The 15985-nt window shown below is 37.6% G+C and carries 16 protein-coding genes; all 16 read left to right on the top strand.

The features are described from left to right. The first annotated feature begins 229 nt into the window (after window positions 1-229). The 16 genes from NFR61_RS09335 to NFR61_RS09260 all read left to right on the top strand — a co-directional run bounded on the left by NFR61_RS09335 (window position 230) and on the right by NFR61_RS09260 (window position 15955). The gene (locus NFR61_RS09335) at window positions 230-1297 is read left to right on the top strand and encodes a transcriptional regulator (RefSeq protein ID WP_251623411.1); all 1068 of its coding nucleotides are present in this window, start codon (window positions 230-232) and stop codon (window positions 1295-1297) included. Continuing rightward, window positions 1294-2229: a hypothetical protein gene (locus NFR61_RS09330; protein WP_251623407.1), complete on the top strand. Its 936-nt coding sequence runs from the start codon at window positions 1294-1296 to the stop codon at window positions 2227-2229. Before NFR61_RS09335 ends, NFR61_RS09330 begins: the two co-directional genes overlap by 4 nt. A gap of 44 nt (window positions 2230-2273) precedes the next feature. Next, window positions 2274-2603 (top strand): hypothetical protein, encoded by a 330-nt coding sequence (locus tag NFR61_RS09325; RefSeq protein WP_251623406.1) that lies wholly within the window; start codon window positions 2274-2276, stop codon window positions 2601-2603. A 14-nt stretch (window positions 2604-2617) separates the two neighbouring features. Continuing rightward, the gene (locus NFR61_RS09320; protein ID WP_251623409.1) at window positions 2618-3793 is read left to right on the top strand and encodes a glycosyltransferase family 4 protein; all 1176 of its coding nucleotides are present in this window, start codon (window positions 2618-2620) and stop codon (window positions 3791-3793) included. 322 nt (window positions 3794-4115) lie between these two features. Continuing rightward, window positions 4116-5549 carry a lipopolysaccharide biosynthesis protein gene (locus NFR61_RS09315; RefSeq protein WP_251623404.1) on the top strand — a complete coding sequence of 478 codons (1434 nt, stop codon included), beginning with the start codon at window positions 4116-4118 and terminating at the stop codon, window positions 5547-5549. A 9-nt stretch (window positions 5550-5558) separates the two neighbouring features. Further along, window positions 5559-6671 (top strand): DegT/DnrJ/EryC1/StrS family aminotransferase, encoded by a 1113-nt coding sequence (locus NFR61_RS09310; RefSeq protein ID WP_420910116.1) that lies wholly within the window; start codon window positions 5559-5561, stop codon window positions 6669-6671. Continuing rightward, entirely contained in the window at window positions 6668-7303 is a 636-nt protein-coding gene (locus tag NFR61_RS09305) for an acetyltransferase (RefSeq protein ID WP_251623400.1), read from the top strand. The genes NFR61_RS09310 and NFR61_RS09305 overlap by 4 nt, the downstream gene beginning before the upstream one ends. Before the next feature lie 13 nt (window positions 7304-7316). Further along, window positions 7317-7547, top strand: a complete 231-nt coding sequence (locus tag NFR61_RS09300) for an acyl carrier protein (RefSeq protein WP_251623398.1) — start codon at window positions 7317-7319, stop codon at window positions 7545-7547. Continuing rightward, entirely contained in the window at window positions 7544-8281 is a 738-nt protein-coding gene (locus NFR61_RS09295; RefSeq protein ID WP_251623396.1) for an SDR family NAD(P)-dependent oxidoreductase, read from the top strand. The genes NFR61_RS09300 and NFR61_RS09295 overlap by 4 nt, the downstream gene beginning before the upstream one ends. A 9-nt stretch (window positions 8282-8290) precedes the next feature. Then, complete coding sequence (locus tag NFR61_RS09290) at window positions 8291-9343, top strand: 3-oxoacyl-ACP synthase III family protein (protein ID WP_251623393.1); 1053 nt, start codon at window positions 8291-8293, stop codon at window positions 9341-9343. A gap of 9 nt (window positions 9344-9352) precedes the next feature. Continuing rightward, on the top strand, window positions 9353-10927 hold the full coding sequence (locus tag NFR61_RS09285) for an HAD-IIIC family phosphatase (RefSeq protein WP_251623391.1): 1575 nt from the start codon (window positions 9353-9355) through the stop codon (window positions 10925-10927). 1 nt (window position 10928) lies between these two features. After that, a complete protein-coding gene (locus tag NFR61_RS09280) occupies window positions 10929-11150 on the top strand; it encodes an acyl carrier protein (RefSeq protein WP_251623383.1) in 222 nt (73 codons plus the stop codon). A gap of 12 nt (window positions 11151-11162) precedes the next feature. Further along, a complete protein-coding gene (locus tag NFR61_RS09275; RefSeq protein WP_251623381.1) occupies window positions 11163-11705 on the top strand; it encodes an MBL fold metallo-hydrolase in 543 nt (180 codons plus the stop codon). A gap of 267 nt (window positions 11706-11972) precedes the next feature. Then, on the top strand, window positions 11973-13178 hold the full coding sequence (locus NFR61_RS09270) for a TDP-N-acetylfucosamine:lipid II N-acetylfucosaminyltransferase family protein (protein ID WP_251623379.1): 1206 nt from the start codon (window positions 11973-11975) through the stop codon (window positions 13176-13178). 358 nt (window positions 13179-13536) lie between these two features. Next, window positions 13537-14820 carry a nucleotide sugar dehydrogenase gene (locus tag NFR61_RS09265; RefSeq protein ID WP_251623377.1) on the top strand — a complete coding sequence of 428 codons (1284 nt, stop codon included), beginning with the start codon at window positions 13537-13539 and terminating at the stop codon, window positions 14818-14820. Continuing rightward, window positions 14807-15955: a glycosyltransferase gene (locus NFR61_RS09260; RefSeq protein ID WP_251623361.1), complete on the top strand. Its 1149-nt coding sequence runs from the start codon at window positions 14807-14809 to the stop codon at window positions 15953-15955. The genes NFR61_RS09265 and NFR61_RS09260 overlap by 14 nt, the downstream gene beginning before the upstream one ends. Window positions 15956-15985: the final 30 nt, after the last annotated feature.

The following is a 15985-nucleotide window of genomic DNA, read 5'->3' as shown; positions in this document are numbered from 1 at the left end:
ACTTTTAGAAAAGTGTAATAGGATATTTCAAGATTTTATATACTTTTGTATTATTCTGTTTGTCTCTTAACAAGAGATATAATTAATTCTTTTGGAGCAAGCAGGATATAGAAAAGAGATGGTGAAATTTTCAGTAATTTCTTTTGGGTTACGTTTAAATCATTGTTTTCCAGTGTTTTGTAAAATACACTGATATGGCTGTGGAATGCCTGCGAGTAAAGAAAAACACATGAAAAGCGTATCGGTTTCCTCCGGTTTATATACAAGTTTGCAAAACAATCGTGCTGTGAGATGGTATGTGATGGTACTTCCTGTTTGTCACAGAGGTTCGGCAAAAGGGTTGCAGGCGGAACTTGACCGCCGTCGTCGCAGCGGGGAACCTGTTTTTGAATTCTTTGCACCTTCCTACGTTGAAGTGAAAAATGTAGACGGCAGTTTGGTTAATACGGAGCGTCCTTTGCTTTACAATTATGTTTTTATCCATTCTTCAGAGCATGAAATATTCCGCATGAAGCAGCAGTTGCCTTGGTATAATTTCCTCCCTCGTGTCAGAGAAGAGGGACGGGATTATTATCCCTATTTGTCTGATGAGGCTATGAAAAATCTGCGATGGATTGCCCGTTCGTATTCCGATGTACTTCCCGTTTACCTTCCGGAACCGGGAAGATTGATGAAGGGGGATCGAGTGCGTATCACGGAGGGACAATTCAAGGGAGCGGAAGCGAGGGTTATTATTCAGCCGGGAGCCGGACAAAAGGATATTATGGTGTGTGTGGAGAACTGGATGTGGATACCGTTGTTGCGTGTTCGCCCCGGTCAGTATGAAGTCATTGCTTTGAATGATAAAGGGAAGCATGTATATACCCGTTTGGATAACGAACGTATTCAGGCTGGTTTGCATGAAGCGCTCGGACGGTATTACAGCCGGGAAGGGGTAACAGAAGAAGATAGGAAGCTGGCAACAGATGTTTTGCAACAATACGGTAAGTTACAAATGGATACCGATGTAATGCGTTGCAAGCATTATGCCTTGTTGTTACAGGCTTACACGGTGCTTGATAATCGCCAGGAATGTGAAAAACTCATCAATACCATGCGGACCCTGTTGCCTTTAATCCGGGCAGAACAGTCGCAGGCGCTCTTGTTGGCTGTACTTTACGGGTGTACGGATAACAGCATTTGGTACAATCAGGTACATGCTATTATTGACCCGTGGCGAAAAGAAAAGATGCCTAAAAAAAGCAAACAGCGGCTAATCCGGCAATTGGAGGATTACGATAAATGGTTGGGGCATTGAATACGGTAGAAGCAGACAATTTGAAATATTTATTGAAGAGGGTAAACGACAGAGTATTCACGGCTGATTTATCAGAGGTTGAACTCGCTGCTTTGGCCCGTATTTACATAGCCGTACACAATATGGTGGTGGTTAATGATGCGGAAGAGGAGTACGGTAGCCGGGAGTTTTACCGCCGACGTATAAATGAATTGTATACAATATGCAGCCGTCGATGCATTAATGAGCAAGTCTGTTTGGAAAAACGTATACTGTTAATTTATACTTTGTATCAATTACTTTTAAATCCGACCTTATGCTTTGTTGACCATGAGAAATTGAATCAATGTGAGAAGATGGCGTATGAAGTGGTTACGGAATGTCTGCAAAGACAAACAGCTCATGCAAGCGATAATACACCTCTTTCATTCAACGCACTTCTTCTTATTATGGAGTTATGTGGCAGCCTAAGTGAGGAAGAGCTGGAAGAGGAAGAAATGATACGTTATTTCCGGGCTCAACTTGCTCAATGGATACAAGTATTAGGGCAGCGTGATCATTGGAACAACTTGCCCGACAAGGAAGCTTTGCAACGTCTTCTTATTCTCTGCCGCAATTCCGATATATTCTTGGATGCGACCTATGACGAAAAAATCTGTCGGTTGAAAGAATACTACCGTATCCGTCTTTCGGTTGTTGCAAATAGAGAAAATGAAAATACGGGTTATTATCAGACCTTGTCATTACTTTATGAAATCATCAAGCATGACGGATTTCTTTCTTCGGATTCGTTATCCGTGCAAAAGATAATTGGCAGTATGCAGCAAGGAATCGAAGCCTTCCCCACAGACAGTGCAGAACAATTATTTTGCCTTTCATGGGTGATAGAAGGGATGTGTAGACAGAACCTGCAAGAAGCAAACCAAAAAATGGTTAATACTATCTACTGTTAAACTTCTGTACCAAACCCCACTTTCACTATTAGTGATATATACTTATGGATGAAATTATTGTACTGAATGAGTGCCGTAATGACGGAACCCATATTTATTTATACGAAGACCACCGGACCGATTTGTGGTCGGCTTATGGTTATTCGGCTTATAAGGTCAATACGCTGGCCGTTGATAATCATCTTCCGCTACTTAAAAGTTTTTCCAAGGAGTATCAAATGCCTTTGGTGATGTTTGACAAGAAGACTTGCGAAGCATTGCAGCAGTTGTGCCGTCATGAAAATACAACGTCTCAAGGACTTTGTCTTGTTCAGACCGAACCTATAGATGACGAAAGTTATTATTTATGGGTTAATCATTTACGGACATATTAAAAAAAGATATTGTGATGCAGATATTTAAAGAATACAATTGGCTGTTGCCGATTATCACCTTTTTGCTTGCATTTTGGGCGACAAGTTGGATTCACCCTAAGATGATAAAATTGGCTTTTCGGAGTGATATTATGGATAAGCCTAATTGTCGCAAATTACAGAAAAAGCCGGTACCGGTGTTGGGGGGACTTGCCGTATTTTTCGGATTGTCAGGTGGATTGGTCTGTGTCAGCTTGTGTGGAAATTGTTCGTATATAGTGCTTGCTTATGTATTCATGGCTCTGATGTTATATATCGGAACATTCGATGATATTATGCAATTGTCTTCTTATATGCGGCTTTTCATAGAAATTGCCTGTATCGGGGTATTTGTTTTGATAGCGGGCGGTATTGATAATTTTTATGGCCTTTGGCATATCGGGCGTATTCCTTATTGGTTGGAGTTTGTTATTACCATTTTTGCTTCCGTAGGAATAATTAATGCTATTAATCTGATAGATGGAGTAGATGGTTTGTCATCCGGATATTGTGTTATGGCCTCAATAGTTTTCGGCGTATTTTTCTTTTTGTCGGGAGATTGGGAGATGCTTATATTGGCAGCAGCTAGCATCGGGGCGTTGGTACCGTTTTTCTTCCATAACGTATTTGGCAAAAGTTCTAAAATGTTCATTGGAGACGGCGGAACGTTGGTAATGGGGATAATCATGGCGGTATTTGTTATCCGCATTCTGAATGAACACCAAGCAGTGGTGATGTTTGCGGATGCGGGGATGGGACTTATTCCTTTTACATTGGCTGTATTGTCTATACCTGTATTCGATACATTGCGGGTAATGATAGCACGAATGCTGAAAGGTAATTCTCCGTTCCACCCGGATAAGACACATTTACACCATTTGTTTATTAATGAAGGATTTTCACATATAGGTACGACCTTTTGTATTATATCATTGAATACAGTGGTCATACTTGTTTGGTGGTTGTTATATCATTGGGGTGTTTCCGTTGATTTACAACTGTATGTGGTGGTGCTATTGGGCTTATTGTTTACAGTCGGACTCTATTTCGGAACAAAAATATTATCCCGCAGCAACCGGATGAAAAAGTTTATCCGCAGGCTGGCATTATTGTCTCACATAAGCCGGAAAGGATTTATACTTAAATTTCAGAATTGGCTTGATGGGAAGTAGGGTCTTAAAGCTAGTTTATACCTTAATATATTATAGATTCATATTCGTTTGTCGGGGAGCAAATTTGCAGACCTATCGGTTCCAAATAAAAAACGATAGGTTTTTGATGCGAAAACGATAGGTTTTTGGTATAAAAACGATAGGTTTTTAAAAACGGCTTTTTGATGCTTTTCATATTCTTATCATAATTCTTTTAACTATTGGGTTTGGCAGGACGGAGCAAACATCTGTTCTTGGAAAATACCCGACTTGATTTCCACCGGGATAGAGATAACTATTGCGATGATGTATTTTTTTGATTGTAGGAAGTGAAAAATAGAAGATGTCATCTTCATTAAAGCAAAAAACTATAGTCGGGATTTTCTGGAGTTGTATTGAACGATTTTCGGTTCAAGGAATCCAGTTTGTCATTATGATTGTAATGGCACGCCTCCTTTTGCCTTCTGATTATGGTATGATAGGAATGTTAGCTATTTTCATAGCTGTTTCTCAGACGATAATCGATAGTGGATTTTCCAATGCCTTGATTCGAAAAACAGATAGAAGCGAGACAGATTATTCAACCGTTTTTTACTTTAATATTGTTGTTGGGCTTCTGTTATACGGAGTTCTTTTCCTTTCCGCCCCGCTGATTGCAGCATTTTATGACACACCTCAATTGACCGTTTTGACACGAGTGATAGGATTGAATCTTTTTTTTAATTCATTGGCTGTTGTACAACGGGCAATCTTGACAATCAAGGTTGATTTTAAGACACAGGCAAAAGCTTCTTTCGGCGCTGCCGTTTTGTCTGGTGGAGTGGGAATCGCTATGGCTTATGCCGGTTTTGGGGTATGGGCATTGGTGATGCAGACTATTTTAAATGGATTGATGAATACCATTCTGTTGTGGATTTATTCTAAGTGGAAGCCTTTGAGGAGTTTCTCTTGGCGATCGTTTAGGGAATTGTTTGCTTTCGGTTCCAAGTTGTTGGTGTCCGGATTGCTGGATACGGTTTTCAAGAATATTTATACGATAGTTATTGGTAAGAAATTTGCTTCAACAGATTTGGGGTATTATACCCGTGCAGACCAGTTTGCGCAATTCCCATCTTCCAATCTGACTGGGATTTTACAACGGGTGACTTTCCCGATATTGAGTGAAATACAGCATGATAAAGAACGCTTGGCAAGTGCTTATCGGAAGTTTTTGCGCTTATCTGCCTATGTGATTTTTCCTTTGATGACTGGTTTGGCTGCATTGTCATATCCGGTCATTAATTGTTTTTTGACGGAGAAGTGGAATATTGCTGCGGTGTTGTTACAGATACTATGTTTTTCGTATATGTGGTATCCGGTTCATGCCATAAATCTCAATCTGTTGCAGGTGGAAGGTCGTTCGGATTTGTTCCTTAAATTGGAGATATATAAAAAGGTTCTAAGTGTATGCGTATTGGTGGTAACAATACCTTTAGGATTGATGGCGATGTGCTGGGGCACAATTGTATCTTCCTTATTGGCATTGGTAATTAATACTTATTATACCGGGAAATTGATTCATATAGGTTTGTTTAAACAAATCAAAGATTTAGCACCGTCTTTGTTCTATTCGCTTTCTATGGCGGGGGTAGTATGGTGTTTTATTCGTTTTTTTGAACATCAGTTGGTCCAGTTGACCGGAGGTGTCATTATCGGCATCGTGTATTATTTTTTGATTTCCTTTTTGACCAAATCTCGGGATTTGAAGGAGGTTTGTTTATTGCTCAGAAGAAAATAAGTTTATAATATGAATATGGAAAAGCAAATAACGGTAACCAGTCCGTTGTTGCCATCATTGGAAGAATTTATCCCTTATCTTCGAGATATATGGGATAGAAAATGGTTGACGAACAACGGCCATTATCATCAGTTATTGGAGAAGGCTTTGGCGGAGTATCTGAAAGTGCCTTATATCAGTTTGTTTACGAACGGGACGTTGCCTTTGATTACGGCATTGCAGGCGTTACGGATTACGGGAGAAGTGATAACAACTCCTTATAGTTTTGTGGCAACGACACACTCATTGTGGTGGAACGGCATAAAACCCGTGTTTGTGGATATAGATCCGGAAACGTGCAATATCGACCCGGAGAAGATTGAAGCGGCGATAACACCGAAAACGACGGCGATTATGCCGGTGCATGTGTATGGAAAGCCGTGTGATATGGAAAAAATCCAGTCCATAGCAGATAAATATGGCTTGAAGGTGATTTATGATGCAGCGCACGCTTTCGGGGTGGAGGTAAATGGGAAATCCGTTTTGGAGGCAGGGGATATGTCGACGTTGAGTTTCCATGCGACAAAGGTGTATAATACGGTAGAAGGCGGCGCACTGATATGTCACGATGAACAGACGAAGCAACGGATAGATTATTTGAAGAATTTCGGTTTTGCGGGAGAGACAACGGTAATTGCACCGGGCATTAACGGGAAGATGGATGAGGTACGGGCTGCATACGGGTTGTTGAATTTGAAGCAGGTGGATACAGCCATTGAGGCTCGGAGGCAGGTGGCGGCGAAGTATCGGGAAGAGTTGAGAGACGTGCCGGGCATCTGGGTAATGGAGGATATGCCGGGTGTACGACATAATTACTCTTATTTCCCGATTTTCGTGGATGCGGAGCAGTATGGGATGACGCGGGATGAATTGTATGCTCGGATGAAAGAAAGGAATGTGTTGGGACGGCGGTATTTTTATCCGTTAATCAGTGAGTTTTCAACTTATCGTGGGTTGGATTCCGCAAGGCCGGAGAATCTTCCGGTGGCACATCGGATAGCGGACAGCGTGATTTGTTTGCCGATGTATAGCGGCCTGGAGACGGAAGAGTTGGAAAGGATTCTAAATTTGATTAGACAATGAAAAATCTATATATCATAGGTGCAAGAGGATTTGGTAGGGAAATATATCATTTAGCGACTCAGACTAATGAATATTTGAAAGATTTTCAAATAGCTGGTTTTTTAGATGATAAAAAAGATGCTTTGAATGGATATGATAATTATCCTCCAATTGTTTCAAGCGTAGAAGATTATAATTTACAGGAAGATGATGTTTTCATCTGTGCGCTTGGTGATGTCAGATATAAGAAGAAATACGTTGAAATGATTCAAAAAAAGGGAGGAAAGTTCTTTACTTTAGTTCATCCGACATCCTATATATCTGGAAATACGATTTTAGGAGAAGGTTGTATTGTTTGCGCATATACAAGAATATCTTGTGACGCAATTGTAGGTTCGTTTAATACCTTTCAACCATTTACAGCAATAGGACATGATGTGAGGATAGGAGATTTTAACCATTTTAATACGTACTCATTTTTAGGAGGTTTTGTTGAAATTAAAAATAGTGTAACGTTACATACTGGTGCAATTGTTCACCCGCATAAAAAAGTCGAGGATAATAGTATTGTCGGGGCTGGATGTGTTGTATTGCGAAATGTAAAGTCTAATTGTACTGTATATGGGAATCCTGCTAAAACATTAACATTTTAATAATCATATAATAATGGAAATAAAAGAGTTTATTGAGAGGTTTGCCGAGATTTTTGACGATGTGGATGTTGCGACGCTTACTCCTCAAACCGAGTTTCATAATCTTGATGAATGGTCTTCACTTTCAGCGTTAGGGCTTATTGCAATGACTGATGAAGAGTTTGATGTTGAACTCAAGGGTGAAGAAATCAGAAGCGCGAGGACTATTAACGATTTATTCACTCTTATTCTGTCTAAAGTATGATACCTTTAGGTTTGGAAGGGAAGACAATTCTTGTGACTGGAGCATCCTCTGGAATTGGAGCTGCGTGTGCTTTAGAATGTAGTCGAAGCGGGGCAAATGTTGTGATAACAGGAAGAAATGGAGAACGCTTGCAACAAACAATGGATGCGTTGGATGGTAATAGAAATAAGCAGGTACTTTGTGATCTAACCCTTGAAGATGAATTAAATCTTTTAATAGATCAGTTACCTAAGCTTGACGGAATAGTTCTTTGTGCCGGAATAAATCAAACGCTTCCCCTTGCATTCCTTTCACGTAAAAAAGTTGATAAAATTTTTAATACGAACTTTTTTAGTCAGGTAGAGCTTTTGCGTTTATTGATAAAAAATAAATTGCTTAATGAAGGTGCTTCAATTGTAGCAATGTCCTCAATTGGAGGCACTGCTTCTTTTACATTAGGAGCTGCAGCCTATGGTGCTTCAAAAGCAGCATTGTTGTCTTGGATGAAGTCTGCAGCTCGTGAATTGGCTCCTAAGGTTCGTGTAAATTGTATTGCTCCTGGACAAGTGAACACTCCGATGAATGTATCAAGCAATATTACAGAAGAGCAATACCAGGCTTATCAGGATTCTATTCCTATGAAACGCTTCGGAGAACCTGAGGAAATCGCTTATTTGGCAGTTTTTTTACTTTCGGATGCTGCAAAATGGATAGCAGGTTCAGTTATGACTATTGATGGCGGGACTACTTTATAAGCTATAATTATGGCAATAATTAGATTTAATAATATTGGAATAGAAGCTGTTGCTGCTTGTGTTCCTAAGGAGGTTAAAAGCAATTACGATCTTGATTATCTTATTCCAAAGGAAGAGATAACCAAGGTTATTGATAATGTTGGTATCGAAGAGCGGCGATATGCTGATGCGGACGTTTGCTCCTCGGACCTTTGCGAAAAAGCGACAAGAAAGCTTTTGGAGGATAATGACATAGATCCTTCTATTGTTGACGCACTTATTTTTGTGAGCCAAACATCCGATTATCATCAACCTGCAACAGCACCTTTGTTACAGCATAAGCTTGGACTTGGGCATGGATGTATTGCGTTTGATATAAACCTTGCTTGCTCTGGTTATGTATATGGATTGGCTACGGCTTATGCGTTTGCTTCTCAACAAGGCATTCGCCACGTGTTGCTTTTGGTCGGAGAAACAATGTCTAAGACTGTTTCACAATATGACAAAGTTGCTACGCCACTTTTTGGGGATGCAGGAACGGCGACATTGATAGGAAAAGGGGATTTTGGAGAGGCTGTATTTTCTCTAAATACAGATGGTTCAGGGTCTGATATCATAAAAATGCCTTATGGTGGTTATCGAAATCCAAGTTGTTCCGAAGGATTTCTTAATCATATGGATTCAGAGGGAAATATCCGTAATGGAGAGCAATTTTTTATGGATGGTCTTGATGTGTTTAATTTTGGAATGAGAGTTGAGCCTCGTGATTTGAAAAATTTGATGAAGGAATGTGAAATAAGAGTTGATGATCTTGATTTGCTTATTTATCATCAGGCAAATAAATTTATGACCGATTTCTTTTCTAAAAGGCTTAAAATACCAACAGACAAAACTCCTTATAGCCTTAGGAAATTCGGGAATACCTCAAGTGCATCTATTCCACTAACAATCGTTAGTGAATTGCAAGATAAATATCCTGATCGCAATAAATGTATTCTAACCGGTTTTGGAGCAGGTCTTTCATGGGGAAGTGTTTTATTGAATCTATCAAAGAGCAAGGTGAGTGAACTTATAGAATATTGAATCATTCGTATGTTTGTATTTCGCAATTATACAATAGAAAGTTTATTTGATGAGAGTGTAAAATTCTCCGGTTATGGGGACATTTCCGTGTTGCCAGACTCTGATTGTTATGCTTGGTTCTATAATGCTCCTATCGTATTTGATGCGAAGAGAGCGGTGGACGAGATTGCTGGTATTGGAGACAAATTGTTTATGATTTGTGAAATGATACCTTCGTCTAAACCGTTTTATATATTTTCTCTTGAAAATCTGTTTCCTTTACATATTTGTGAGACTGATAATCGTGTAGCAGAGGCGATTGCGGCAATCAACAAGAAGGCAATTGAACTTTCAGTGCAACACCACAATGTCCGATTGATTGATTTCGGTGAATTTCTGAGCCATCATAAACCCCAAGATTGGATGAATTGGAAATTCTATTTCATTTCACAAATGGTTATTAATCCGATTCTCGTTTCCGATTTTAAAGAGTGGTGGGGTAAAAAGTTAGCAAGTTTTACGCAAGTTCGTAAAAAGTGTCTTGTTTTGGATTTGGATAATACTCTGTGGGATGGAGTTCTTGGAGAGGATGGTATCAGTGGAATAAAAATGTCGGGTGATTATCCAGGGAATGCATTTATGTATTTTCAGGAGGGGGTGATGGCATTAGCAAATTCAGGCATTATTATTACTGTGTGTAGCAAGAATAACGAGGCTGATGTGAAAGAACTTTGGGAAAGAAATCCCTTTATAAAGATTGGACCTCAACAAATTGCAGCATACCGAATAAATTGGAATAGTAAAGCGGATAATATAAGAGAACTTGCAAAAGAGCTTAATATCGGTCTTGACTCTATGGTTTTTGTGGATGACAATCCAACCGAACGAGAACTTGTGCGCCAGCAGCTACCTATGGTTTCTGTTCCTGAATTCCCCCAACGGCCTTACGAATTGATGAATTTCTATTTTAAATTGGTCGACGAATATTTTCAGACATATAGACTCACTTCGGAAGACCAAAACAAAACTGAGCAGTACAAGGCTAATGCTCGTAGAGTTTTAGAACAGGCTCGTTTTACAGATTTGACAGACTTCATTAAAAGTCTTGATATTCGCATTGACATTATTGCTGCAAATGAATTCAATGTGCCTCGTATTGCTCAGATGACGCAGAAAACTAATCAGTTTAATCTTACGACCTATCGCTATACAGAGGCTGATATAAATACCTTTATCGAGAATGGAGATTACGTCTATTGTATCTCTGTTAGGGACAAATTTGGAGATAATGGTATAACCGGTGCGATAATAATCAAGCGTGATGGCAACACGGCAGATATCGATAGTCTGCTTTTGAGTTGCCGCATCTTGGGCAAAGATATCGAAACAGCTTTCGTAAAAACCATATTGAATAAACTATTTAGTGAAGGAGTTACTGAGATAAAAGCTACTTATATACCGACTCTAAAAAATGGCCAAGTTGTTGAATTTTATGAAAAAATAGGTTTTCAGCTCCAATCAGAGGAGAACGGAATCAAGATCTACCAACTTTCAATGAATAAACAATTTGAGGTCTCAGAATTATATACAATAACAATAAATTGATATGGATAAAAGAATAATTGAAATAATGCAGCGGGTTTTTGATACTCAAGATATAACCATTGCAACTAATCAGAATAATTGTGAAAAATGGGATTCGCTTCATCATCTCAATCTTATTGTTGAACTTGAAACAGAATTTGATGTTGAATTTGAACCGGAAGAAATTGCTGAGATGAAGAGTTTTGAAACAGTTAGGTCTATTGTGAAATCAAAAATAGATTAAGTTTTTCCCTTGTTGAAAGTATCTTCGCATATTAATGATTTATTCACCTCTATTTGCTACCGAATTGGATATGCACTTTTCGATCCTGGTGATGAATGGGATGGATTCAAAGAGGTGGATAAAGTTTTATTGACGCACGCACATTTCGATCATATTTATGGATTAAACAAGTTGATGGAGTTGAAACCAGACATAAAGATTTATACAAACGAATATGGGAGAAAGATGCTCTTAAATGCAAAGATGAATTTGTCTTTATATTATGAGATGCCTTTTGTATTGAGCAATCCGGTAAGCATAGTTGTGGTTGAGAACGATGATGATGTTAGGCTTGATGATAACTTATTGGCTAAAGCGATATACACTCCGGGACACAATCCGAGTTGTATAACTTGGGTTGTAGGAGAAATCCTTTTTACGGGAGATTCTTATATCCCGGGAATAAAGACTGTAACCAATCTGCCAGGAGGCAATAAAAAACAAGCTGAAGAGTCTTTGAAATTAATTGATGAATTAGCGACTAATCGACAAGTCTATCCTGGTCATAAAATATAGCCGACAAAAGAAAGATAAAATGAGTGAGATTCCTGCCAATATTCAAAAGCGGATTGATGAAATCAGGCAAAAATGCAGTAGGATAAAACCTCGTGTGGCAATCCATTCTTTAGCATATAACCACGCACCATACACTCAAAATTCTGGATTATTTCACTAGCCACAAGCGGATTTTCTATTTATTACTATATTATATAGCCAAAAGATATGAAAAAGAACGAACATTAGTGGTGTTTCCCTTGGAGACTTTAGAAGAATCTTTGCAATATGAAACATCTTCGAATTTTACATTTTCTTACAGATGATAAATTCTTGGATACAGTTATAAGAAACCATGATTCTATAAGAAAAGATGTTATTAATTACTATGTGCTGACATTAAAGAGTGGTGAAAATAAAGAGGACTATAAATTCCAATATATAAAAGATCACAATCGTGTTGTACTTCTTTATACAGATGAAATTATCGGATTCGTTAATCAAAACTTGATAAACGCAATAATAATACATTCTCTATTGTCGGCTCCGATAGAGGTTATTCCAGAAATAAAAAATAACATTCCTATTTTGTGGGTTGCATGGGGGTATGATATATATCAATTGCCGATAAACAAGCCATTTATTGAAGTTCCGTATATTTATTCTCCTTTGACGGAGCGGTATTATATGAAGTTTTTGAAAAGAAAAAGAGGTAATTTGAAAAATACTTTAGCTAGCATAAGAGATTATTTGGAAAAAATTGGGATATATCAAACAAAACAAACAAGTAAGTTACACAAGACTCTAAAAAGAATTAATTTTTTTTCAGGTATAATAGATATGGAATATCAACTTATGAGAAAGAATAAATTTTTCCAAGCAAAGGAGTCAGTCTATGTTTACTCTCCCCTGGAATATAGTGGAGTGTTTTCTTATCCCAAGGGTAACAATATTCTTTTAGGTAACTCTGGAAATTTCACAAACAATCATCTTGATATCTTGAACTTATTGAGGAGTCGAAATATCAATGAGAATAAGATTATCATGCCCCTAAACTATGGTGGAGAAGAGAACTACGTATCAACTGTGGTAAGTTATGGTAAAAAGTATTTCAATACCAAATATGAACCATTAACTGAATTTATTGAATATGGAAAATATTCAGAACTTATAAATTCTTGCAGCTCAGTTATAATAGGGACTCTTCGTCAACAAGCAATGGGAAATATCAGTTTAGCTTTTGAAAAGGGCGCGAAAGTCTTTTTGTACAAAAATTCTATTCTTTATCAATATTTTAAGAATAAGGGGTTTATTGTGTATACCATTGAAGATGATTTAACTAAAGCAGCAGTCGCTTCTCCTCTCTCAGAATCAGAAGCAAATTATAATTTTCAACTTCATAAAGACTTGATTTCCAATCGATGGAATATAAAAGCGATAGAGCGTATTTATACTCAGTTTGAAGACTATATAGCTAAACCTAAAAATAGTTGAAATGAAGTCTAATATAGAACTTCTAAGATGCATTGCTATATTATGATTATTGTCGTTCATGCGGATTATTGGTTTCTTAGAATTCCTACTATTGGAACTAACAAATTCATAAACCAAATAGGTTTTGCAGTTTATTTATTCCCTTGTTGATTTTATCTATCGTGAAATGATTATTAATGCTATATCACAATTCATCTGGTATTTCCTTTTTTGGGGAGATTATGGGAATTCTTTTGGGTACATTTATATGTGCAGTTATAGTTAACTAGAATAGAGTTTTCATATAGAATCAAATGAGCAGGTATGTATTTCGCTTGTGGAAGAATAAATCGTTGAGTTTTAAATCAAAATATAACATATGGATAATATCAAAATTTGTGTAATCGGACTTGGTTATGTCGGCTTGCCCCTGGCGCGACTCTTTTCTACTAAATACCCTACGATAGGCTTTGACATGAACCAAAGTCGTGTGGACGATCTTAACGCCGGATATGATGTCACTCTTGAAGTGAGCAACGATCTTCTTAAAAATGCTATTGATAATTATGGATTCCGATGCACAACTGATATAGATGAAATTCGAGACTGTAATTTCTATGTTGTTGCAGTACCAACTCCCGTGGATAATAATAATCGTTCGGATTTAAAGCCACTATGGGGTGCTTCTGAAACTGTAGGTAAGGTTATCAAGCCTGGAGATATCGTCGTTTACGAATCAACAGTCTACCCAGGTGTGACAGAAGAAGAATGTCTTCCTGTTATAGAGCGCGTTAGCGGGCTTAAATTCAATGAAGATTTCTTCGCTGGTTATTCCCCAGAGCGAATCAATCCCGGAGACAAACTCCATACTGTCGAGAAAATCAAGAAAGTAACTTCTGGATCAACTCCTGAAATTGCTGATGTTATAGACAAGGTGTATAACTCCGTTCTTATAAACGGAACACACAAGGCACCATCCATCAAGGTTGCTGAAGCCTCAAAAATTATAGAGAATTCTCAACGTGATGTCAACATTGCTTTCATGAATGAACTCGCAAAAATCTTTAACGCAATGGGTATTGACACCAAAGACGTTATAGAGGCTGCTTCATCAAAATGGAACTTCATCAAATTATCGCCGGGACTTGTTGGAGGTCACTGCATCTCAGTAGATCCATACTATCTAATCCAAAAAGCACAGGTTTATGGCGTACTACCACGTATTATGTCCGCTGCTCGACGTCTAAATGATGGTATGGGTGCTTATGTCGCAAACCAGACTATCAAACTTATGAACAAGAAAGGCATTTTGGTCAAAGATGCCAAAATCTTAATACTTGGCATCACATTTAAAGAAAATTGTCCGGATATACGTAATACAAAAGTCGTAGATATCTATTACACACTTGCAGAGTATACGTCTAATATTACTATTTTTGATCTATGGGCTGATATAGCTCATGTAAAGGAAGAATATGGTATTGATATAGTTAAGGATGATTTAAACAAGTTTGCTGGGAAGTATGATGTTGTGATACATGCAGTAGCGCATAAGGATTTCGAAGTAATGGACATCCGTTCGCTTCTTGCTGACCCAAAGAATGGCGTAGTCTATGATGTCAAATCCACACTCAATAAAAATCAGATTGATGGAAGACTGTAATAAGATCCAAACTGTTGTTTTCCTTATCTTTCAAGAAATCCATCCAGATGAGGGAATTAGTAAAAAAATATTGGCTCAGGTTAAGGCTATTGAAAAGCTTGGCTATCGATGTCAATTAGGACGTTTTGTAATGGACGGTGAAGGTGAAAGCCATTACTATATCGGAAATTCTAAAATATACACATATGGGAGCGGAATAATCTGTAAATTTCGAAAGATATACTGCTATTCGGCTATTGCGAACTATTTAATATCTAAAAAAAATGTAATTAAATGTGTCTATATCAGATATACCCAGTTTTCCAATATATTTTCTGCGTATTTTTTTAAAAGGTTATATGACAGTTCTATCAATATTCTTTTAGAAATTCCGACATACCCGTATGATGGTGAATTTTGTTATACATCATTAAAAAGTTATAGGATAATTGAGGAGAGAATCACTCGGAAAAAATTTATGTCATATGTGAATAAAATAGTTACCTTTTCCAATAACGATTATATATTTGGGAAAAGAACATTTATTATAAACAATGCGATCGACTTGGAGACCATTCCTTTAAGGAAAATAGAATCATCTATGAATGAGATTAACCTTATCGGTGTGGCAGACCTATCTTTCTGGCACGGGTATGATAGAATAATTTATGGAATTAAAAATTACCTTCAAGAGGGGGAAAATGATTTAGTAATTAAATTCCATATCGTTGGTAGTTATCCAGGAGGGGAAGAGTATGAAAAGCTCAAACGACTGGCAAAATCCTTAAAAGTAGAAGATTACGTTATCTGTTATGGTACAAAGTCTGGAGAATACTTAAATAAATTGTTTAATAAAGCGAATTTAGCGATAGGATGTTTGGGATGTCATAGAAAAGGAATTTTAGAAGTACAATCTCTGAAGAATGTTGAATATGCGGCTAGAGGAATACCATTCATTTACTCAGAAATAAATAATCATTTTGACAATCAAATTTACGTGTTAAAAGAGGTTCCAGATGATTCCCCCATAGATATAAAAGAATTGATTAGATTTATCCAAAACGTCAAAATATCTCCCCAAGAAATTCGAGATACTATTAGAGACTTCACCTGGGAAAATCAAATGGGAAAAATTTTCTCTTTATATAATAGCTAGTTAATATTTTTGATTGGTTAATTAATATAA

It is taken from the genome of Odoribacter lunatus (assembly GCF_943193135.1).
GTDB lineage: Bacteria > Bacteroidota > Bacteroidia > Bacteroidales > Marinifilaceae > Culturomica > Culturomica lunata.
This window is presented reverse-complemented; position numbering and strand designations above follow the sequence as displayed.